We start from the raw sequence: 20073 nt of genomic DNA, 5'->3' as shown, positions 1-20073 counted from the left end.
GGGGATGACACAAGCAAGAAGCCCAAGTTGCGCTGTGTCCTCCTCGGTGGACTGCCGCTTGCCGGCTCCGCCGAAGAACCCGCGCTTCGCGCGTCGGGTGGGTGGTGGTGGAGTGTGTTGTGCTTAGTGGCCTAGTCGTAGCTTGAGGTCCTTTGGGGGCACGGTGTGGCCGTGTTCGCAGATCGGTACCAGGGATACCCGGCCGCCGCAGTTGGCGTGTTCCGGCTCGACTGGGGGTGGGTCGTTGGTCAGGTGGCGGTCGCCCCAGGCCATCAGGGACAGCAGTACGGGCCACAGGTCGCGGCCTGCCGGGGTCAGGTCGTACTCGTAGCGGACGCGGCTGCCGAAGTCCTGGTAGGGCTTGCGTTCCAGTAGGCCGGCTTCGACCAGGGCGTGCAGGCGGTTGGTGAGCACGTTGCGTGCGATGGCGAGGTGTTGTTGTAGGGCGTCGAAGCGGCGTACCCCGTTGAACACGTCTCGCACGATCTGGAGCGACCAGCGTTCGCCCAGTACCCCCAGTGCCCGCGCGATCGAGCACCGGTCGTTGTCGATGACCACTCCCTGCACGTCCTCCACGGTACTCCCTGGGTTGCCGATCGGGACCCAGCCAGGCTAGGTTGCTGATCGAAACTCAGCCTGCTTGGGAGGCATCAAACATGCGTGAGGACCACCCGACCGTGCGCGAGGTTCGCGCCAACCCGCCGGCCGTTGTCGAGACCCGCGTGTCGGCGGCTTGGCTGCGCGAGGTGGCCTTTCGGGCGGGCGCGGACGATGTCGGGTTCGTGCCCGTTGACAGCCCGGGGCTGGAGGTGGACCTGGAGCATGCCCGCACCGCCTTGCCGCGCGCTCGGACGTACGTGGCGTTCTGCGTGCGGATGAACCGGGACAACGTCCGTAGTCCGCTGCGCAGTGTGGCGAACACCGAGTTCCATCAGGCCCTGGATGGGGCTGAGGAGGTGGGGCACCGCCTGGCGCTGGCCCTCCAGGACGCGGGGCACCGGGTCGTGCACCCGGCGTCGGCGTTCCCGCAGGAGATGGACGGCTTTCCCGGGCGGGGCTGGGTGGTGTCGCACAAGTTGGTCGCGCAGGCGGCAGGGCTGGGGCGGATCGGCATTCACAGGAACGTGATCCACCCCAGGTTCGGGAACTTCATCCTGCTGGGCACGGTCGTCGCCGATTTCGAGGTCGACGAGCCGACCGCGCCGACGGACTTCAACCCCTGCCTGGAGTGCAAGCTGTGCGTGGCGGCGTGTCCGGTGGGTGCGATCGGCAAGGAGGGGCAGTTCGACTTCCTCGCCTGCTACACCCACAACTACCGCGAGTTCATGAGCGGGTTCACCGACTGGGTGGAGACGGTGGTGGAGAGCACCGACCGCGAGGACTACCGCAAGCGCGTGACGGCGGGGGAGTCGGCCTCGATGTGGCAGAGCCTGGCGTACAAGCCGAACTACAAGGCCGCATACTGCATGGCGGCGTGCCCGGCCGGGTCGGACGTCATCGGTCCGTACCTGACCGACCGCAAGGGCTTCCTGGAAGACGTCGTGAAACCGTTGCAGGACAAGGAAGAGCCGGTCTACGTGGTGCCCGGCTCGGCGGCCGAGACGCATGTGCGCAAACGTTTTCCGCACAAGGAAGTCCGCCAGGTCTCCAACGGCCTGTGAACGCGACCCTGGAACGCGAAGTGGGGCCGTCCGCATCGACTGCGTAGGCCCCACTTCGGTGTTGAGTGCTAGGAGTGCTGAGCGCTCCGGCGCGGGCGGAAGCCGCGTTCGGCGCGGTCGCGTTCCGGACGGCCGCCGCGGAAGCCGCCGCCGCCGTAACCGCCGCCGCTGTTGCCGCCGCGGCGCGGAGCGCCACGACGAGCCGCGCGGACCGGGGTCTCCGGCTCGGTCACCGGGATGCCGCTGGGCACGCGGGCGCCGGTGATGCGCACCAGCTCCTCGTCACCCGGGCGGACCCGGGAGGTGGCCGGGCGGATGCCCGCTCGGGCCGTCAGGCCCTGGACGGCGCGCTTCTGGTCGTGGGTGACCAGGGTGACCACGGTGCCCGACTGGCCCGCCCGCGCGGTGCGGCCGGCGCGGTGCAGGTAGTCCTTCGGGTCGGCGGGCGGGTCCACGTGCACGACCAGCGACACGTCGTCCACGTGGATGCCGCGCGCGGCCACGTCGGTGGCGATCAGGACCGGCGTGGTGCCCTCGCGGAACTGGCCGAGCACGCGGGTCCGGGCGCTCTGCGCCTTGCCGCCGTGCAGGGCGCCCGCCTGGACGCCGACCGACCGCAGCTTCTTGGCCAGCCGGTCCACGTGGTGCTTGGTGCGCACGAACATGATCGTCCGACCCTCGCGGGCCGCGACCTCGGTCACCACGTTCTGCTTGTCCTCGGCGGACACGAACAGCAGGTGGTGCTCCATCGTGGTCACGCTGCCGGTGGGCGGCGCGACCGAGTGGACCACCGGGTCGTGCAGGTACTGGCGGACCAGCTTGTCGACGTCGCCGTCCAGCGTCGCCGAGAACAGCAGCCGCTGACCGTCCTGCGGGGTCAGGTCCAGGATCGCCCGGACCTGTGGCATGAAGCCCATGTCGGCCATCTGGTCGGCCTCGTCCAGCGCGGTGAACCGCACCTCGGACAGGTCGGCCGTGCCCTGCCGCACGTGGTCGGACAGCCGGCCCGGCGTCGCGATCAGCAGGTCGACCCCGCGCCGCAGCGCGTCGATCTGCCGCGGGAACGACGTGCCGCCGACGACCGTCCGGCACCACAGGCCCAGCGCCCGTGCGAACGGCGAGAGCGCCTCTTCGACCTGCATGGCCAGCTCACGCGTGGGCACGAGCACGAGAGCGCGGGGCTTCAACGGCTTGGCCCGGCCGCCCGCGAGGCGGGACAGCAGCGCCAGGCCGAAGGCCAGCGTCTTGCCGGAGCCGGTCTGGCCCCGGCCGAGGATGTCGCGCCCGGCCATCGAGTCGGGCAGGGTGGCCGCCTGGATCGGGAACGGCTCGGTGATGCCGGCCTGCGCGAGCGCCTTGAGCAGCTCGTCGGCGAGGCCCAGTTCGGCGAACGAGGGCAGCGGGCCTTCGGGCACGGTGCTCTCGATGTGATCCGGAACGGTCGTCTCCAGCACCGGCTGGGGACGGCGGTTGCCCTGGCCTGACGGGCGCCGCGTACGCGGTTTGCGGGTCTGCGGGCGCTCGGAACGGCCGTGGGACAGTGGTGGCAAAACAAACCTCCGGGACATGGCACGTCTCGGGGATCTGCCTGTGGTGCCGCAAATCGCAAGGACGAGCCCGGCGCGGTCGAGCGCCGATCGTGGTTGGGGAGCACCGCGCTTCAGGGGCCGCTGAATCGCGCCACCGGGCGGTGCACCACTCAGTCTAGCCGATCAACGGGGGGTGTTTGGCAACTCGGCGGTGTTCTCGCGCACACGGGTCGCGAACCGGGCGATCCCGTGGACCGCCCCCACCGCGATCGGGAACCACATCAGTGCACGTGGGGACGTGTTCGGCCGGATCCCTTCGGCACGGAGTCGACGAAGTGCCCACCACGTGAAAGGAGCGACGACGGTGGGCGCGGTGAGCACCCCGGGCGTGTACCCGCGGAACACCGCGCTCGCCGCCAGGTGGGTCGCGGAGTGCAGCCCGAATCCGGTGAGGACGGTCTGGAAGAACGCCGACCGCCCACCCGTGCGCGCGCCCGCCGCCGCGGCTGCGGTGAACACCCCACCCATCAGGCCGATGGCGATCGCCGATTGCGCCGGAGTCGTGGGCAGAACCCGATTTTTGCGGCTCCAGCGGGACATGGTCGCCAGCTCTTCGAGGTCGTGGACGACCCATGCGGCGAGCAACCCCCAAGTGACCTTCTTGCTGACCATGCCACTTACGTTACAAGATGTAACGTATGTCGGGTAGACCGCGCAGCACCGAGATCGACCGAGCCCTCACCGACGCCACCCTCGACCTGCTCACCGAGGTCGGGTACGACGCGCTGACCCTGGACGCGGTGGCGTCCCGAGCCGGCGTGAGCCGGCCCGCGTTGTACCGGCGCTGGCCGACCAAGCTGCACCTCGTCGCGAACGCCGCCTTGTCGAGCGTGCCGATGTCCGACCCGGACACCGGCAGCGCGCGCGAGGACCTGCTGGTGCTGGCGAACGCCCTGGTGGACGGCCTGTCGTGGGTGGTGCTGGCCGTGCACGCCGAGGCCCGGCGGGTGCCCGGCCTGGTGGAGGGGTTCCTGGGCCGGCGGCACGCGATGGTGGCGGAGGTGGTGCGGCGCGGCGTGGCGCGCGGCCAGCTCCGGGCCGATGTCGACCCGGAGCTGGTGCGCGACCTGCTGTTCGGCCCGCTGGTCTACCACTGGCTGGCCACCGACCGGCGCCGCCGAGCGGAGGACGTGTTCGCCCTGGTCTGGCCGGTGTTGGCGGCTTAGCGCAAGCCGGCCGCGTCCAGCAGCAGCTCGGTCAGCTCCACCGGGTCGGCCAACTCGACCGGCAGGCCGCGCTGGCCGAACCAGCCCGCGATGTTGCGCACGTCCCGCTCCAGGAACTCGGGTCCGCGCGGGTTCGCCGCCAGGTCCACCACCTGCGGCAGGTCGATCACGACCAGCCGTCCGTCGTGGACCATCAGGTTGTAGGCGGACAGGTCGCCGTGCGCGTAGCCCGCCGAAGCGAGCATGCCCAGGGCGTCCACGAGCTGCTGCCACAGGTCCAGCAGCTCGTCGGGCTCCGGCCGCAGCTGGGCGAGCCGGGGCGCGGCGGCGCCGTCCGTGCCGACGAACTCCAGCAGCAGTTCCGTGCCCGCCCGCTGCACCGGGTACGGCACGGGCGCGCCCCGCAGCCACAGCGCGCTGAGCGCGGCGAACTCCGCCACCGCCCACTGCTCGGCGATCAGGTTGCGCCCGAACGCGGTGCGGTTGGCGATGGCCCGGGTCTCGCGGGACTTCTTCATGCGGCGACCTTCGAGGTAGCCCGCGTCCCGGTGGAACATGCGGTGGTCGTTGCTGCGGTACCGCTTGGCGGCCAGCAGGCACGACCGGTCGGTGCCCGGCACGACCCGTTCCAGCAGGAAGACGTCCGCTTCCTTGCCGGTCTTGAGGATGCCCAGCTCGCGGTCCACCGCGGACAGCTCGGTGACGAGCCACCCGGGCCACGGCTCGGGGCCTCGGTCGGCACCGTCCCAGGTGGTCCAGCGGTCGCCGTCCGCCGGGACGTCGGCGGCCTCCGCCTCCTCGCGCCGCTGCGCCAGGTGGTCACGGGCCTCCTCGGTGAGCCGGCCGCGTCGGGTCGGCGCCACGTCGTCCTCGGTCCGGCGGCGCTTGGCCCGCCAGGTCAGGTCGTCGGCGTGGTCGAAGGAGTTGTCGAAGTCGTTGTCGTCGTACAGGTCGAACTCGTGCTTGCGCACTGGGGTGGTCTCCTGGAGATGAGGAGGTGGTCGCCCCAGCTAGCGCGTGTGGTCGGCGCGCTAGGCCTGCGGGGCGAGTGGACGGGTCGGTGCCACGTCCCGGACAGCGATCGCCATCTGGCACCTCCTCGGGTCCACCGGATCACCCGGCGTCTGCACGTACGCGGTGAAGGGTGCCGTGCCCCGACGCACGGCGCAAGCGAATTAACGACCGACGCGGTAGCTGGTGCGTTGTCCCAGCCAGGCGGCCCCGAGCTCGCCCATCACCTTGGAGTCGTGGCGGAGCACGCGCTCGTCGTCCCACTGGGTCGCGCTCGGCGCGGCGGCCAGCATGGTGCGGCGGGCGGTCCGGCTGAACTCGACCAGGGCGTCGACCGCGTCCTGGAGCTGGTCGGGCGGCAGCGGGGCCGGGGCGGCGGTGGTCGGCAGCGCCAGCGGCTCGCCCGCGAGGGCGGCGGAGGTGCCGAGGTCGCGCGCGAGCTGGTGCTCGACGGACTCGGCGTTGACCTGGAGCTTGCGGTAGCGGGTGTCGGCGGTGGCCAGGCGCAGGCCGAGCAGGCGGGCCTGGACCAGTCCGCACCACACGCGCTTGAGCGTCTCGGGGGCGTCCATGACGTCGGTGCGCAGGTCGTCGACGACACCGAGCAGGCCCCTGGGTGTCACCGTGTCGTCGTCTTCGCCGGGTGTGTCGGGACTCACTCGCCTATTGAATCAGCAGCGTCACCACAGGTGACAGCTCGCTGCGTTCAGTCACGCTTTTGGCCGCTCACCGGTGTGCGAACGACCGTCGGTAGTCCTTGGGCGCGACGCCCACGACCGCGTTGAAGTGGTGGCGCAGGAGGGCCGCCGTGCCGAACCCGCACTGGTGCGCGATGGCCTCCACCCCGAGGCTCGTCTCCTCCAGCAGCTGGCGGGCGCGCAGGACGCGCTGGGTGGTGAGCCAGCGGTGCGGGGTGGTGCCGGTCTCGGCGGAGAACCGGCGCGCGAACGTCCGCTCGGACATGCGGGCGTGCCGGGCGAGGCCGCCCACGGTGTGCTCGGTGTCGAGGTTCTCCATCATCCAGGCGAGCGTGGGCTGGAGGCTGTCGGCCTCGGGCACGGCCGGCTGGACGATGAACTGCCGCTGCCCGCCCTCCCGCTGCGGCGCCACGACCATGCGCCGGGCGATGGCGTTGGCGGCGGCGGCCCCGAGCTCACGGCGGGCCACGTGCAGGCAGGCGTCGATGCCGGCGGCCGTGCCCGCGCTGGTGATGACGTCGCCGTCGTCGACGAACAGCACGTCCGGGTCCACTTGCGCCTTGGGGAACCGCTCGGCCAGCTCGTCGACGTACCGCCAGTGCGTGGTGCACGGCCGACCGTCGAGCCGACCCGCCGCACCCAGCACGAACGCGCCACTGCACACCGACAGCACGTTCTTGGCGTTCGCGACGGCCTCCAGCAGCGCCTCCGGGTACCCATCGCGGATCTGGCAGGCGGCGACCGCGACCAGGTCGGCGGACCCGAGGGCGTCGAACCCGTGGTCGGCGATGAGCGAGGCCCCGACGCTGGTCCGGACCGGTGTGCCGGGGTGCTCGCCGCACACCTTGAAGTCGATGGGCGGCACGCCTTCGTCGGTGCGGTCGATCCCGAAGACCTCGCAGATGACGCCGAACTCGAACGGCGTGACCCCGTCGATGACGGGGACGGCGACGGATCTCAGCATGCCCGTCAGCCTAGCTGGCGGGATTTTGACGGACAACGGCATACCTGCCAATGGTGGCAGGTTCTTGGCGGTCGCATAGTTGGTGCCATGACCGCACTGCTGATCGCCCTCACCGTCCTGGCCCTCGTCGTCTACGGCCTGGAGCGCAACCACCGCCGGAACACCAGGGGTTCCCGCCTGGCCGGCAGCTACGACGTGGACGACCGGGACGTCGCCCGAGTGGCCTCCGAACTCCACGCCGCCGCCGACCACCAGCCTTCCCGCCAGGCCCCCCGGCACGCCCGCTTCACGCCCCGCTCGGCCTGACCGCCTTTTTGTCGGTGGTCGCTGGGACAATGGAAACCGGGGGCCGGAGGCCGGCCCCGCGCAAGCCGCAAACCGACCGCTAGACCACCAGCTCGAACGCGCGCTCGCCGACCGGTTCCAGGCGCAGGCCGGCCGCCGCGGCGATCCGGACCAGGTTCCGCGCCTGCGGTTCCGCCCGGGACCGCACGATCGCCCGAGCCAGCAACCCCTTGTGCGCCTTGTTGAAGTGGCTCACCGCCTGCCGCCGCCCCGCACCGTCCTCGGTCACCACCTTCACGGTGATCGCGTGCGGGACCTTCGCCAAGGACGAGTACGGGGCCGACCGCAGGTCGATGACCTCCCGCGCGGCCAGCGCCGGGGCGAGCACGGGCCGCCACAAGCCGCCCAGCGGACCCACGGCGGGCACGACCGAGCCGCCGGACAACCGGTAGGCCGGGATCGGGTCGGCCCCCAGCACCACGCCGAACAGCGCCGACGCCACGCCAAGCCGCTCGGCCGCCCGCCCGCGCTCGACCCGGGTCAACGACGGCACGTCCAGGGCGTCGTAGAGCACCCCGGTGTACCGGGACAGCGCCGGCATCGTCGGGGACGTCCGCAGCTCCGCGTTGCGCGCCACCTCGCCCGCCTGCCGCTCGGACAACCCGAGCACGGCCAGGCTCGCCGGCACGTCCCCCGCGAGGTCCACCAGGGCGTCCACCAGCTTCGCCCGCACGGGGTTCAGCTCGGGCAGCGACAGCGCGTCCAGGGACAGCGGCGGGCCGTCGCCACCGGACGCCTTGGTCTCCGACGGGGGCAGCAGTACCAGCACGGACGGGCAGCCTAGTCCGGCGACGACCCCGAAGGCCCAGCGGCGACCACCGGCCCGGCCGCGACCCCGGCCCGGCGGCCATCCCCAAGCACGGCTACCCCGCGCGGCCACCCCCGGCAAGGCAGCCGCTCGCACGGCCCGAGCCGCCGCCGGACCGCCGGCTCACCCCATCTGGCCCACGCAGAACTGGTTGCCGTCGGGGTCGGCCAGCACGGTCCAGGTCAGGCCCGGCACGGTGTGCTCCGCGACCTCCGTGGCGCCGAGCGCCACCAGCCGCTCCACCTCCGCCACCCGGTCGGGCACGTGCGTGTCGAAGTGGACCCGGTTCTTGCCCGGTGTCGGGTCCGGCACGCGTTGGAGGCCGAGTTGCGGCCCGCCCTCGGACGTGGGTGCGAGCACGAGGTACTCGCCCCAGTCGTGGGCGATCTCGGTGCCCAGCGCCTTGGTCCAGAACTCGGCCAGCTTGCGCGGGTCGGCGGTGTCGATGGTGATCAGGCTGATGGTCAGGTTCATGCCGCGCACGGTAGCGACGGGGTACGACGATTCCGCGCCCCGCGACGCCCCTCGCCCCGCGACGCCCCCCGCCCCCCGACGCTCCTCGCCCCGCGACGCCCGCCCCGCCCGCTCCGCGACGCGACGCCCGCCCGCGAGAACCCGTTGGAACTGGTCCGGGCCGGTTCACTACCCTTTCTCGGACAACCCGCGCCACGAGGAGCACCCACCGTGATCACGAGGATGTCGTCGCTGTTCCTGCGCACGCTGCGCGAGGACCCGGCCGACGCCGAAGTCCCCAGCCACAAGCTGCTGGTCCGCGCCGGATACGTCCGCCGCGTCGCACCGGGCGGTTACTCGTGGCTGCCGCTCGGGCTGCGGGTGCTGCGCAACATCGAGCAGGTCGTGCGCGAGGAGATGGACGCGTTCGGCGCGCAGGAGATCCAGTTCCCCGCGCTGCTGCCCAAGGAGCCCTACGAGGCCACCAACCGGTGGACCGAGTACGGCCCCAACATCTTCCGGCTCAAGGACCGCAAGGGCGCGGACTATCTGCTCGGACCCACGCACGAGGAGCTGTTCGCGCTCACCGTGAAGGGCGAGTACTCCTCGTACAAGGACTACCCGGTCACGCTGTACCAGATCCAGACCAAGTACCGCGACGAGGCACGACCCCGCGCGGGCATCCTGCGCGGGCGCGAGTTCGTGATGAAGGACTCCTACTCCTTCGACCTCACCGACGAGGGCCTGTCGCACTCCTACCGGCAGCACCGCGACGCCTACATCCGCATCTTCGACCGCCTGGGCATGGAGTACGTGATCGTCTCCGCCACGTCCGGCGCGATGGGCGGCTCGGCGTCGGAGGAGTTCCTGGCGGTCGCGCCGACCGGTGAGGACACCTTCGTGCGCAGCACGGAGTCCGACTACGCGGCCAACGTGGAGGCCGTGGCGACGCCCGTGCCGGCGGAGCAGTCGATCGAGGACAAGCCCGCCGCGCAGGTCCACCACACGCCCAACACGCCCACCATCGAGTCGCTGGTGGACTTCCTCAACGCCGCCGGTCTCGGCCGGACGTTCACCGCGGCGGACACGCTGAAGAACGTCCTGGTCAAGCTCACCCAGCCGGGCGCGAAGGAGTCCACGCTGCTGGCCGTGGGCGTGCCCGGCGACCGCGAGGTGGACTTCAAGCGCCTGGAGGCGGCCGTCGCGCCCGCCGAGGTGTCGATGCTGGAGGAGTCCGACTTCGCCAGGAACTCGTTCCTGGTGAAGGGCTACATCGGGCCGGGCGCGCTCCAGGCCAACGGCGTCCGGTACCTGGTGGACCCCCGCGTGGTGCGCGGCACGGCGTGGGTGACCGGCGCGGACAAGGCCGACCACCACGTGGTGGACCTGGTGCAGGGCCGCGACTTCACGCCCGACGGCGTGATCGACGTGGCCGAGGTGCGCGAGGGCGACCCCTCGCCGGACGGCAAGGGCGTGCTGGTCGCGGCGCGCGGCATCGAGATCGGCCACATCTTCCAGCTGGGCCGCAAGTACGCGGACGCGTTCACGCTGGACGCCCTCGGTCCGGACAGCAAGCCCATCCGGATCACAATGGGCTCCTACGGCATCGGCGTGTCGCGCCTGGTCGCGGCCATCGCCGAGCAGAGCCACGACGAGCGCGGCCTGATCTGGCCCCGCAACGTCTCCCCGTTCGACCTGCACGTGGTGGTCGCGGGCAAGGACGAGGCGCTGGCCGCGGGCGGCGAGAAGCTGGCCGGCGAGCTGTCGGCGGCGGGCCTGAAGGTGCTGCTGGACGACCGCAAGGCCAGCCCCGGCGTCAAGTTCGCCGACGCCGAGCTGATCGGCGTGCCGACGATCGTGGTCGTGGGTCGCGGCCTCGCGAACGGCGTGGTCGAGGTCAAGGACCGCCGCTCGGGTGAGCGGGTCGAGGTCGCGGTGGACGAGGTCGTGGACCACCTCCGGGCGCTGGTCCGGGGCTGAGCCTGGGCGCGGGGAGGGTTTCGGGAGCGCCGGAACCCTTCCCCGCGAAGTGGTCCAGGACCGTGCGGTGCACGAAGGCGTACCCGCGTCCGGTGCAGCGCAGCAGGATGTGGCTGTCGGCGTGGTCGAGGAAGCCGAGCAGGTCCCGCGGCAGGTAGCCGCGCCGGGCGAGCAGCCGCAGCACGGCCCGGTGCCGCAGCCAGTCGCCGAGGCCCACGGCGAGCGCGGTGAGCACGCCCGCCCACACCCCGAAGAACAGCACCGAGGTGTTCGGCCGGAACCGCGGGCCGGAGAGGTACGCCGGCACCAGCGCGGCGCCCCACGCCACGGCGCAGACCAGCGCCACCGCCGCGCCGGCGGCCAGCGCCTGGTTGCGGGTGGTGGTGATCGCCGCGCCGGGTGCCGAGGGCGCCAGGTCGGGCCGCGGCCGGGTGTGGGCCAGCGCCCACCCCACCAGGCCGGCCGACGTCACCAGCGCGACGAGCGTCAGCGGCGACCCGACCAGGTAGGTGGACAGCACCGCCGTGATGGCCGCGCCCGCCGCCCCGGCCGTGCCGGTGGCCCGCACGGCCGTCCAGGACGTCCGGCGACGGGCCAGGGCGATCGCCGCGGCGGCCACCCCGCCGGCGGTGGTGAGCCCCAGGAAGTCCGGGATGCCCTCCAGGAACCTCTGCCCCGGTTCGTGGTCGAGCGTGGTGAAGCGGTGCAGCACCATCGTCGTGGTCACGCCCACCGCCCCGCCGACCGCCAACCGGCGCAGGACGGGGGCGAAGGTGCGCCACCGCCAGCGGTTGACCGGTGCGATGCGCCGCCGGGACGCCACGAGCCCCGTGACCACCCCCGGCACCGCCCACACCACCGGGTGGTCCCACGTCGCCGCCGTCCGGAACCCGAACAGCGCCAGCGTGACCGTGAAGGACACCGCCGAGAGCACCACGACCGTGCCGACCGCCACGGCCAGCGCCGTCCCCGCCAGCGCCCGCACCCGCAGTGCCCGCGTCGGCAGCCACGACAGCTGCACCCAGTCCGGGTAGAAGACGCTCTCGTGGTGCCGGTCCATCGCGCGGGCCAGCCAGGACAGGTAGCGCCGGGTCTGCGCCGGGGTGTACCTGGGCGTGGCCAGGCCCGACCGGGGGCGGGCGAGCATCGCGGCCACGTAGTCGCCCAGCGGGTCGGCGCGCACCCGGTCGGCCGGCACGCCCGCGTAGGCCAGCGCGTAGACGCTGAGCATCAGCGGTGTGGTCAGCAGGTCGAGCAGGCGCGGGTCCTGGCGCAACGCCGTGCGCAGGCCCGCCAGCGGTCGGCCCGCTTCCCGCAGGTGGGCCACGACCTCCTTGCGCGTCAACGGTTCCAGCACCACGGCCGCGGCCAGCGACAGTCGGGTGCGCAACCGCTCGTAGTCGCCGGTCCGGGCGCACACCACGACCCCCGACAGACCGTGCTCGGCCCGCCAGGCGTTGACGGCCGCCACGCAGGCGTCGCGCCACGCCGGGTCCACCTCGTCCAACCCGTCCAGCAGCGGCAGCACCGCGTCCGTGCGCACCCACTCCCGGGCGACCCCGCGCGGCACGCCGTACCGCTTCACCAGTTCGTCCACCAGCCACTCGGCGAGCGAGGCGTGCCGGGCGGCCCACGACGACAGGTGGAACACGACGGGCACCGGCTCCTCGGCGTCGGCCGAAGCCCGGTCGAGCAGGGTGCGGGCCAGCTCCAGCAGGGCGGTCGTCTTGCCCGCGCCGGGGTCGCCCAACAGCAGGAGGCCGCCCCGGTCGTGCACCTCCGCCAGCGACGACACCGGCCGCCGGTCGGGTGCGACCAGCGTGCCCCACGGGTGGTCCACCGCCTCGGGCCGCCGGGTCAGCCCCACCTCGACCCGCGCGACCGCCTCCAGCGACCGGTCCAGCACACCGGAGACCCACTGCGCGCGCACCGACTCCAGCAGCGCCCGCCGCACCCGGCCGTCGTCGGGCTGGTCCACTGTGGACTCACGGCGCTGGTGGACCTCCCACGCCAGGCCGAGGGCGACCAGGACGAGCACCGGCAGCCAGCCGCCCACCCCGGCCTTGCCCAGCACGTCGAGCTGCCCGTCGACCCGGGGCAGCACGCCTTGCAGCACGCCCCCCGCGACGAGCAGCTTGGGACCGACCCGCCGCCACTGCCACACACCTCAATGGTGCCCGCGTTCGGTTCACACCAGAGGGTGAACTTGATCAGCGGTGGAGGATGGCGGCGAGAACGGCCTCGGTGTCCGAGAGGTCTTTGAGCACCACGTGGGCGCCGGCGTCCTCAAGCTCCTCGACGCTGCTGCGGCCGGTCGCCACGCCGATCGCCAGCGCGCTGTGGTGCAGGGCCGCGTCCACGTCGTGCGGCGTGTCGCCGATGACCACCGCCGAGAAGTCCTTGCCGTGCTTGGCGTTCGCGAGCCGCACGGCCTCCAGCACCAGCTCGGGCCGGTGCTCGGACACGGTGCCGTAGCCGCCGATCTCGAAGTCGAGGTGGGTGTCCAGCCCGAACGCGGCCAGCTTGAACCGGGCGATCTCCACCAGGTTGCCGGTGACCAGCGACTGCACGACGTCCTCCCGCGCGGCCAGGGCCGCCAGCACCGCCGCCGCCCCGGGCAGGGCGTGGCCGTGGGTGGGCAGGAGGTGGGCCTCGCGGGTGGCGACCGCGACCAGTTCCCGGTGCAGGCGGTCCACCACCTCGTCGGTGGGCTCGACGTCGTGCAGCGCCAGCAGTTCCAGCGTGATCGCCCGCTCGGTGCGGCCCGGGAAGGACGGCACGTGCACCAGTTCCAGGCCCGTGACGGCCTGGAGGGCAGTCCGGTACCAGGTGTGGCCCAGACCCCGTGCGTCGATCAGGGTCAGGTCGATGTCCCACAGCACCAAGGTGTTCACAGCTTCTGCACGCTCTCCAGGATGTGCTCGACCTCGTCCGCGCTCGGACCTTCCGCCACGTGCGGACCGCCCTCGGCGACGTTGAGGACCACCACGGACACCTTCGTGCCGGACCGCATCGCCACAGCCGTCACGGTCGCCTTGGGGGAGAAGCACGGGTTCACGGCGTTCGGCTCGGCCTTGACGCTCACCACGGCCTTCTCGTCGCTCTCGGACTCCACCTTCGGCTCGCCGAGCCGGGGCTCCTTGCGGTCCACGGTGTAACCGCCCTTGGCGATGGCCTTCGCGACCTCCGTGGCCACGTCCGCGGGCGAGTTGGACACCACCGAGCCGGACCCGATCTGGGCCTGGATCATGTTGCGCCCCTGGCACTCGAAGGGTCGCGACACCGCGGACTTGGCCAGCCGCACGCCGCCCGCCACGCCGCCGCCGGAGAGCTCCCACGACTCGGGCAGCTCGTAGGAGACCCCGGACTGGGTGTCCTCGACCGTCTGCCACTTGGTCTGTTTCGCGGGCTGCGCGGACGTGGTGGCGGGGCCGCCGCCCGCGGACGTCGAGTCCTGGTTGAGCAGGACCGCCGTGACGACGCCGCCCGCGACCAGGAGCACGCCCAGCACCGACAGCGCGATCCACAGTGGACGGCGGTTCGGCTTGGGCGGCGGCGTGGGCTGGTAGTAGCCGAGTCCGGAGTAGCTCACGTCAGCCGCCCAGCGGCTTCACGGAGTCGACCATCGCCTGGAGGTCGGCCTCCGTCGGCGGCTTCGGATCGGCCGGGCCGCCCTCCAGGTCGCCGTTGGCCATGAACACGTGCAGCCCCTTGGAGCTCTTCAGGATCAGGATCTTCACCATGCCCTTGGTGGCCAGGCACTCGCTGCCGCTGGTGGTGATGGCGGCGTCGACCTGCACGGCGTCGATCTGGCCGCCGTTGTTGTTCGGGATCTTCAGCGCCTTGGGCTCGGTGAGCTTGATGTCGCGCGTCTTGCCCGAGGAGTAGTACTCGGCGCCGATCTTCTCGGCGAGGTCCTTGGCCACGGCCGCCATGTCGCCGGGCGGCAGGACCGCGCCGCCGGTCGCGCCCCGGTTGTAGCCGCTGCCCTGGCAGTCGTACTTGCCGAACAGGGTCAGGCCGGTGAGCGAGAGGTCCTTGATCGTCTGGAAGCTCGCCGAACCCGCGCTGGGCGTCCACGCCTTGGGGACCTCGTAGCTGAAGTGCAGGTCCTCGATCGCCAGGCAGTTCCAGTCCGCCTTGGTGGCCTTGCACGACGAGCCCGGGGTGCTCGGCTTGGTCGAGCTGGTGGTGCTGGGCTTGGTGGTCGTGGTGGGCTTCGGCTCCGAAGACCCGGTCTGCGCCACGGTGTTCTGCTTGTCGTCGTCGCGCAGGAGGAAGAACGCGGTGAGACCACCGCCGACGAGGACCACCACGGCCGCGACGACCGCGATCCACACCCCGGTCTTGCTCTTCTTCGGCGGCTCTTCACCGCCGGAGAACACGCCCAGGCCGCCGTAGCCCCCGTACTGCTGCTGCTGTTGTTGCGGGTAGCCCTGCGGTTGGCCATACGGGTCGCTGTAAGGCGCGCCGTAGCCCGGTTGCTGACCGTACTGCTGCTGTTGCGGGTCGTAGGAGCCGCCGTACCCCTGCTGCGGGTAGCCCTGGTTCTGCTGCCCCCAGTCGCCCTGGCCGGACTGGCCTCCCCAGTTGCTCTGCCCGTCACCTGGGTAAGTCACCGGCAAACCGTACCCCGAGGGTTCCGCCGGCCGAGCCGGTCCGGTTAATTCAGCACGCGTTGACTTCGATGGCGGCCGGTCGTACGCTCTGAATTCAACACATGATGAACAAGCTCTGGAGGAAGTCATGGCCACACCACACGACCGGCCCCCGGCGGTCCTCGCGGTGGCCACCGCCGTCGTCGGCGCGCTCGTGGCACTCGTGCTCGGGCTGCTGACCTTCGGCGTGCAGGCGACGGTCCACCCCGCCGACGTGCCCCTGGCCGTCGCGGTCGGCCCCGACGCGCCGCCGCAGCTCAAGGCGGTGGCGGACAAGCTCGCGGGCACCGACGCCGCCGAGGTGTCCTGGCGGGTCACCACGCCCGACGAGGGGCGGGAACTGCTGCGCTCCCAGGACGTCTACGGGGTGCTCGAACTCGCGCCCGGCGCGGCCACGGTCGTGCTGTCGGGCGCGGTGAACCCGTCCGGGACCCAGGTCGCGCAGCAGGTGCTCGGTGGGGTGGCGCAGGGGGCGGGGCTGCCCGCGAAGGTGGTCACGATGGACCCGGCCTCGGCGGCGGGTCGCACCGCGCCGCTGGCCGCCAGCGCCCTGCTGTGGATCGGTGGCCTGGTCGCGGGCGCGGCGTTCACCGTGCTGGCGAGCCGAGGTCGGCGTGCCGTGGGCTTGGGCGCACGACTGCTGGGCGCTTCGCTCGCGGCTGTGCTGGCCGTGGCCGTCGTGGCCGGGTTCTTCGCCTTGTGGGACTCGAACCTGCCGCTGGACTGGGACGTGCTGGGTTACCTGGCCCTGGTGGCGGTGGCGTTCGCGCTGCTCCAGACCGGTTTGCTGCGGCTGCTGGGGCTGCGGGCGATGGCCGTCCTGGCTCCGCTGTACCTGATGGCGCCGGCGGTCGCGGGCCAGGTGCCCGAGCTGCTGAACCCGGCGTACCGGGCGGTGCTGTGGTCGTGGACGCCGTTCCGGTTCTCCACCGAGGGCCTTCGGGCACTGCTCCAGAACGGCACGCTCGACGCCGCCCAGGTGTGGGTGTTCGTGGGTATCGCCGTGGCCGGGCTGGTGATCCTGCTGCTACCCGCGAAGAAAGCTCAGCCGGACCTTGCGGACCGGGTTGTCGACGTTCGTGTCGACCAGGCAGACCGACTGCCAGGTGCCCAGCACCAGCGCACCGCCTAGCACCGGGATCGTCGCGTACGGCGGCACCAGCGCGGGCAGCACGTGGTCACGGCCGTGACCGGGGCTGCCGTGCCGGTGCCGCCAGCGGTTGTCCGCGGGCAGCAGGTCGCGCAGGGCGGCGAGCAGGTCGTCGTCGCTGCCCGCGCCGGTCTCCAGGACGGCCAGCCCGGCGGTGGCGTGCGGGACCCACACGTGCAGCAGGCCGTCGCCGTCCTCGTCCCGCAGGAAGTCCTCGCACACGCGGGTCAGGTCGTGGACGACCTCCTCGCCGCCGGTCCGGATCTCAATTTCCTCGCTGCGCATGGATCAATCGTGCAGGATTCCCCCTCGTGCAGCACACCGCGATCGTCACCGGAGCCAACCAGGGGATCGGGGCCGCGACCGCGCGAGCCCTCGCCGCGCAGCGCATCCAGGTCCTGATCACGTTCCTGCGGTTCGCGCCCGCGCCCGACCCGAGCGTGCCCCGGGAGTACTTCACCGCCCGCGAGGCCGGCGCGGACGCCGTCGTCGCCGAGATCACCGAAGCGGGCGGCAAGGCGCACGCGATCGAGGTCGACCTGGCCGAGAGCACCGCGCCGGCGTTGCTGTTCGACACCGCCGAACGCCTCTTCGGCCCGGTGGACGTGCTGGTCAACAACGCCTCCAGCTGGGTGCAGGACACGTTCCTGGCCGCCGACGTCGACAAGTTCGGCCGCGTGCTGAACGCCGTCACGCCGCAGACCTTCGACGCCCAGTTCGCCGTGGACGCCCGCGCCGGCGCGCTGATGATCGCCGAGTTCGCCCGGCGGCACCTGGCGCGCGGCGGCAACTGGGGCCGGATCATCTCGCTCACCTCGGGCGGGCCGTACGGGTTCCCCAGCGAGGTCTCCTACGGCGCGGCGAAGGCGGCGATCGACAACTTCACCATGTCCGCCTCCGTCGAGCTGTGGCCGCACGGCGTGACCGCGAACGTGGTCAACCCGGGCGTGACCGACACGGGCTGGGTGAACGACGCCGTGCGCGCCCAGCACAGCGTGGGCACGCCGGAGGAGGTGGCGGACGTCATCGCCTTCCTGTGCTCGCCGGCCGCGAAGCGCGTGACCGGCAGCCTGGTGCGGCTGCGCTGACCCCGGCCGCATCGACCCCGACTGACATTACTGACGGGTAACATGGCGCGCATGAAGGCATCTCGTCTGCGGCGGGGCATGAACCTGTGGCCGCCGTTCCTGTTCGCCGGCATCCGGGTCGTCGCCCTGTCCGACGACTACCGGTACGCCAAGGTGCGCATGCGCCTGCGCTGGTACAACCGCAACTACGTGGGCACCCACTTCGGCGGCTCGCTGTTCGCGATGACCGACCCGTTCTGGATGCTCATGGTCCTGCGCCACCTCGGGCGGGACCACATGGTGTGGGACCGGGCGGCCGAGATCGACTTCGTCAGGCCGGGTCGCGGCACCGTGCACGCGGAGTTCAAGCTGACCGACGAGCACCTGGACGAGCTGCGGGCGCGGGCGGCGGACGGTGGCAAGGCGCTGGCGTGGTTCCCGGTGGACGTGGTGGCCGAGGACGGCACCGTCGTGGCGCGGGTGCGCAAGCAGGTGTATGCCCGCCGCAAGGACGCTCGACCGGATGAACGGGTGTCTGAAGTGCTTAAGGCTTGAGATTCATCGGCAAAACTCTGGACTAGCCGATGATTTGACGGTAGTGATGGGAGTCATGCGCAACGCGTTCGGATCCACCTTCGACGTCCCGACCGGCTACCTCAACACCGCGAGCATCGGCCTCCCACCCGCGCCGGCGGCGGCCGAGGTCGCCGACGCCGTGCGCCGGTGGGCGTCCGGCCTCGACGGCCCGACCAGCGCCGAACCGGCCGTCACCACGGCGCGGGAGGCGTTCGGCAAGCTCCTGGGCGCGCCGGTGTCGCAGATCGCGAGCGGTGCTTCGGTGTCGCAGATGGTGGCCAACGTGGCGGGCGGCCTGCCGGCTGGGGCTCGGGTGCTGGTGGCGCGCGGGGACTTCACGTCGTTGACGTTCCCCTTTGCCGCTCGTGGGTGCGAGGTGACCGAGGTTGAGTTGGAGGATGTGCCGTCTGCGGCGGCTGGGCATGACCTGGTCGCCGTGAGCGTTGTGCAGTCCGCCGACGGGCGGATCGTGGACTTGGAGGGGTTGCGGGAGGCCGGCGTTCCGGTGCTGCTGGACGCCACGCAGGCCGTCGGGTGGCTGCCGCTGGCGCTGGACTGGGCGGACTACGTCGTCGCGGCCGGGTACAAGTGGCTGATGGCCCCACGCGGGTCGGCGTGGCTGGCGTGCTCGCCCGCCGGGGTGGAGCGGGCGGCGCCGGTCGCAGCGAACTGGTGGGCCGGCGAGGACCCGTGGGATTCCGTGTACGGCCTGCCGCTGCGCTTGGCGTCCGACGCCCGGCGGTTGGACATCTCGCCCGTGTGGCTGGCGCAGTACGGGGCGGCGGCGTCGCTGCCGTACCTGGCGTCGCTGGACCTGGCCGCGGTTCGCGACCACAACGTGGGTTTGGCGGACGCGTTGCTGGCCGGCTTGGGTCTGCCTGCGCAGGGGAGTGCGATCGTGTCGCTGGAGCTGTCGTCGGATCAGGCGTCCAGGCTGGCTGCGGCCGGTGTGAAGTCGGCGACGCGGGCGGGGCGGACGCGGCTGGCCTTTCACCTGTACAACACGACGGACGATGTGGATCTTGTGCTCGAGGCGCTCGCCTAGCGGCCGTCCGTTACCGTGACGGTTTGTGTCGGTTCCTCCCGAATCACCTGAAGAGGTGACCCAACGGTTACCCCGCGTCCCTCCGGCGGGACCGTCGGACACCGCACCGCTGTGGCGATCGGAGATCGGGCAGCTCGACTCCCTGCTGAGCTCGCCGCCGCCTCCCAGATCGAGTGCCCCACCCTCCAGGCCACCCGGTCGGCGTCTCCCGAACGGGTGGCTCCTCAAGGGGTTGGGACTCGTCGGCGTGGCCGTGGTGTCCGGCCTGGTGTGGCTGGTCGTGATGCCGAAGAGCGAGTCAGGCACCACGCCCACCTCGACGTCCCCGACCCCAACGGGTGAATTCTCCTTCGCGCGCGCCCCACAGGCCCCGGAGGCAGTGCTGGACAGCTCGTGCGCCCCGCACGCCTACGGCAAGGCGAAGGAGTACTTCACGAGCACGCCGTGCCAGCAGCTGTCCCGGTCGCTGTACACGGTGAGTGCAGGCGGCAAGCAGGTGCTGGTGTCGGTGGTGGTCGTGAAGATGGCGGACGACAAGGCGGCTACGGAGCTGAAGAAGTTCCTTGACGGGGACAACACGGGCAACCTGTACGACTTGTCGCGGGAGGGTGTGGCGAAGGTGCCTGGGGGGCCGGACTGGGTGGCGCATGGGGAGTATGCGTCGAAGGTGCAGGGGCGGGAGTTGGTGATCGTCGAGTCGGATTTTTATGGGGCTACCAAGACGGCTGAACGGGATCGGAAGCTGTTGGACCGGATCAGTACCGACGCCCTGCGCTTGGCCGCCTAGAGACCTGGCCGCCCAGCTGCTCCGCTCTTCGCGCGCGCAGCGCGTTGTTCGCGCGCGGAGCGCGCGGTAGGTGTTACCTACAAGTGGAGGGCCTCGGTTCCCCCACCGTATGGCC

At 71.9% G+C, this 20073-nt stretch carries 22 protein-coding genes; 9 read left to right on the top strand and 13 right to left on the bottom strand.

Going from position 1 to position 20073, the window contains the following annotated elements:
* Window positions 1-123: 123 nt before the first annotated feature.
* The gene (locus tag WBN91_RS33240; protein ID WP_337728241.1) at window positions 124-567 is read right to left on the bottom strand and encodes a winged helix-turn-helix transcriptional regulator; all 444 of its coding nucleotides are present in this window, start codon (window positions 565-567) and stop codon (window positions 124-126) included.
* 89 nt (window positions 568-656) lie between these two features.
* Between WBN91_RS33240 and WBN91_RS33235 the strand changes: the two genes are divergently transcribed.
* Window positions 657-1661, top strand: a complete 1005-nt coding sequence (locus tag WBN91_RS33235) for a (4Fe-4S)-binding protein (protein ID WP_337728242.1) — start codon at window positions 657-659, stop codon at window positions 1659-1661.
* A 68-nt stretch (window positions 1662-1729) separates the two neighbouring features.
* On the opposite strand, the gene WBN91_RS33230 is transcribed toward WBN91_RS33235, so the two are convergent.
* Window positions 1730-3229 (bottom strand): DEAD/DEAH box helicase, encoded by a 1500-nt coding sequence (locus tag WBN91_RS33230; protein ID WP_443217844.1) that lies wholly within the window; start codon window positions 3227-3229, stop codon window positions 1730-1732.
* A 144-nt stretch (window positions 3230-3373) separates the two neighbouring features.
* Window positions 3374-3862, bottom strand: coding sequence for an HXXEE domain-containing protein (locus WBN91_RS33225; RefSeq protein ID WP_337728244.1), 489 nt, complete (start codon window positions 3860-3862; stop codon window positions 3374-3376).
* A gap of 26 nt (window positions 3863-3888) precedes the next feature.
* On the opposite strand from WBN91_RS33225, the gene WBN91_RS33220 reads away from it, so the two are divergent.
* Complete coding sequence (locus WBN91_RS33220) at window positions 3889-4416, top strand: TetR/AcrR family transcriptional regulator (protein WP_337728245.1); 528 nt, start codon at window positions 3889-3891, stop codon at window positions 4414-4416.
* Here WBN91_RS33220 and WBN91_RS33215 read toward each other — a convergent pair.
* The 3 genes from WBN91_RS33215 to WBN91_RS33205 all read right to left on the bottom strand — a co-directional run bounded on the left by WBN91_RS33215 (window position 4413) and on the right by WBN91_RS33205 (window position 7089).
* Entirely contained in the window at window positions 4413-5387 is a 975-nt protein-coding gene (locus WBN91_RS33215; protein WP_443217842.1) for a serine protein kinase RIO, read from the bottom strand. The genes WBN91_RS33220 and WBN91_RS33215 overlap by 4 nt on opposite strands.
* A gap of 204 nt (window positions 5388-5591) precedes the next feature.
* Window positions 5592-6086, bottom strand: a complete 495-nt coding sequence (locus tag WBN91_RS33210; RefSeq protein ID WP_337728246.1) for a hypothetical protein — start codon at window positions 6084-6086, stop codon at window positions 5592-5594.
* 67 nt (window positions 6087-6153) lie between these two features.
* A complete protein-coding gene (locus WBN91_RS33205) occupies window positions 6154-7089 on the bottom strand; it encodes a GlxA family transcriptional regulator (protein ID WP_337728247.1) in 936 nt (311 codons plus the stop codon).
* An 87-nt stretch (window positions 7090-7176) separates the two neighbouring features.
* Between WBN91_RS33205 and WBN91_RS33200 the strand changes: the two genes are divergently transcribed.
* Window positions 7177-7395: a hypothetical protein gene (locus WBN91_RS33200; protein WP_337728248.1), complete on the top strand. Its 219-nt coding sequence runs from the start codon at window positions 7177-7179 to the stop codon at window positions 7393-7395.
* Window positions 7396-7474: 79 nt separating this feature from the next.
* Here the strand turns inward: WBN91_RS33200 and yaaA are convergent, their stop codons facing one another.
* Window positions 7475-8203: a peroxide stress protein YaaA gene (yaaA, locus tag WBN91_RS33195; protein WP_337728249.1), complete on the bottom strand. Its 729-nt coding sequence runs from the start codon at window positions 8201-8203 to the stop codon at window positions 7475-7477.
* Window positions 8204-8365: 162 nt separating this feature from the next.
* Window positions 8366-8716 (bottom strand): VOC family protein, encoded by a 351-nt coding sequence (locus WBN91_RS33190; protein WP_337728250.1) that lies wholly within the window; start codon window positions 8714-8716, stop codon window positions 8366-8368.
* A 210-nt stretch (window positions 8717-8926) separates the two neighbouring features.
* Here WBN91_RS33190 and WBN91_RS33185 point away from each other — a divergent pair, with 210 nt between their 5' ends.
* Window positions 8927-10675: a proline--tRNA ligase gene (locus tag WBN91_RS33185; RefSeq protein ID WP_337728251.1), complete on the top strand. Its 1749-nt coding sequence runs from the start codon at window positions 8927-8929 to the stop codon at window positions 10673-10675.
* On the opposite strand, the gene WBN91_RS33180 is transcribed toward WBN91_RS33185, so the two are convergent.
* Genes WBN91_RS33180 through WBN91_RS33165 form a run of 4 tightly spaced genes read right to left on the bottom strand, consistent with a single transcriptional unit; the run spans window position 10593 to window position 15294 of the window.
* Window positions 10593-12839 carry an NACHT domain-containing protein gene (locus tag WBN91_RS33180; RefSeq protein ID WP_337728252.1) on the bottom strand — a complete coding sequence of 749 codons (2247 nt, stop codon included), beginning with the start codon at window positions 12837-12839 and terminating at the stop codon, window positions 10593-10595. The genes WBN91_RS33185 and WBN91_RS33180 overlap by 83 nt on opposite strands.
* A 46-nt stretch (window positions 12840-12885) precedes the next feature.
* Window positions 12886-13569 (bottom strand): HAD family hydrolase, encoded by a 684-nt coding sequence (locus tag WBN91_RS33175; protein WP_337728253.1) that lies wholly within the window; start codon window positions 13567-13569, stop codon window positions 12886-12888.
* On the bottom strand, window positions 13566-14267 hold the full coding sequence (locus WBN91_RS33170) for a hypothetical protein (protein WP_337728254.1): 702 nt from the start codon (window positions 14265-14267) through the stop codon (window positions 13566-13568). The genes WBN91_RS33175 and WBN91_RS33170 overlap by 4 nt, the downstream gene beginning before the upstream one ends.
* Window position 14268: 1 nt before the next feature.
* A complete protein-coding gene (locus WBN91_RS33165; RefSeq protein WP_337728255.1) occupies window positions 14269-15294 on the bottom strand; it encodes a hypothetical protein in 1026 nt (341 codons plus the stop codon).
* A 127-nt stretch (window positions 15295-15421) separates the two neighbouring features.
* Here WBN91_RS33165 and WBN91_RS33160 point away from each other — a divergent pair, with 127 nt between their 5' ends.
* The gene (locus tag WBN91_RS33160; protein ID WP_337728256.1) at window positions 15422-16465 is read left to right on the top strand and encodes an ABC transporter permease; all 1044 of its coding nucleotides are present in this window, start codon (window positions 15422-15424) and stop codon (window positions 16463-16465) included.
* Here the strand turns inward: WBN91_RS33160 and WBN91_RS33155 are convergent.
* A complete protein-coding gene (locus WBN91_RS33155; RefSeq protein WP_337728257.1) occupies window positions 16361-16768 on the bottom strand; it encodes a YjbQ family protein in 408 nt (135 codons plus the stop codon). The two genes, WBN91_RS33160 and WBN91_RS33155, sit on opposite strands and share 105 nt — an antisense overlap.
* 26 nt (window positions 16769-16794) lie before the next feature.
* Between WBN91_RS33155 and WBN91_RS33150 the strand changes: the two genes are divergently transcribed.
* From WBN91_RS33150 to WBN91_RS33135, 4 genes are all read left to right on the top strand, one after another.
* Window positions 16795-17571: an SDR family NAD(P)-dependent oxidoreductase gene (locus WBN91_RS33150; RefSeq protein WP_337728258.1), complete on the top strand. Its 777-nt coding sequence runs from the start codon at window positions 16795-16797 to the stop codon at window positions 17569-17571.
* A gap of 51 nt (window positions 17572-17622) precedes the next feature.
* The gene (locus WBN91_RS33145; protein WP_337728259.1) at window positions 17623-18105 is read left to right on the top strand and encodes a DUF4442 domain-containing protein; all 483 of its coding nucleotides are present in this window, start codon (window positions 17623-17625) and stop codon (window positions 18103-18105) included.
* Window positions 18106-18160: 55 nt separating this feature from the next.
* Complete coding sequence (locus WBN91_RS33140; protein ID WP_337728260.1) at window positions 18161-19171, top strand: aminotransferase class V-fold PLP-dependent enzyme; 1011 nt, start codon at window positions 18161-18163, stop codon at window positions 19169-19171.
* A gap of 232 nt (window positions 19172-19403) precedes the next feature.
* Window positions 19404-19958 (top strand): hypothetical protein, encoded by a 555-nt coding sequence (locus tag WBN91_RS33135; protein WP_337728261.1) that lies wholly within the window; start codon window positions 19404-19406, stop codon window positions 19956-19958.
* Window positions 19959-20073: the final 115 nt, after the last annotated feature.

Source organism: Saccharothrix sp. CCNWYY140, from assembly GCF_037401995.1.
GTDB lineage: Bacteria > Actinomycetota > Actinomycetes > Mycobacteriales > Pseudonocardiaceae > Actinosynnema.
The sequence above is the reverse complement of the archived record's forward strand: the minus strand, read 5'-3'. Positions and strand labels throughout refer to the sequence as shown.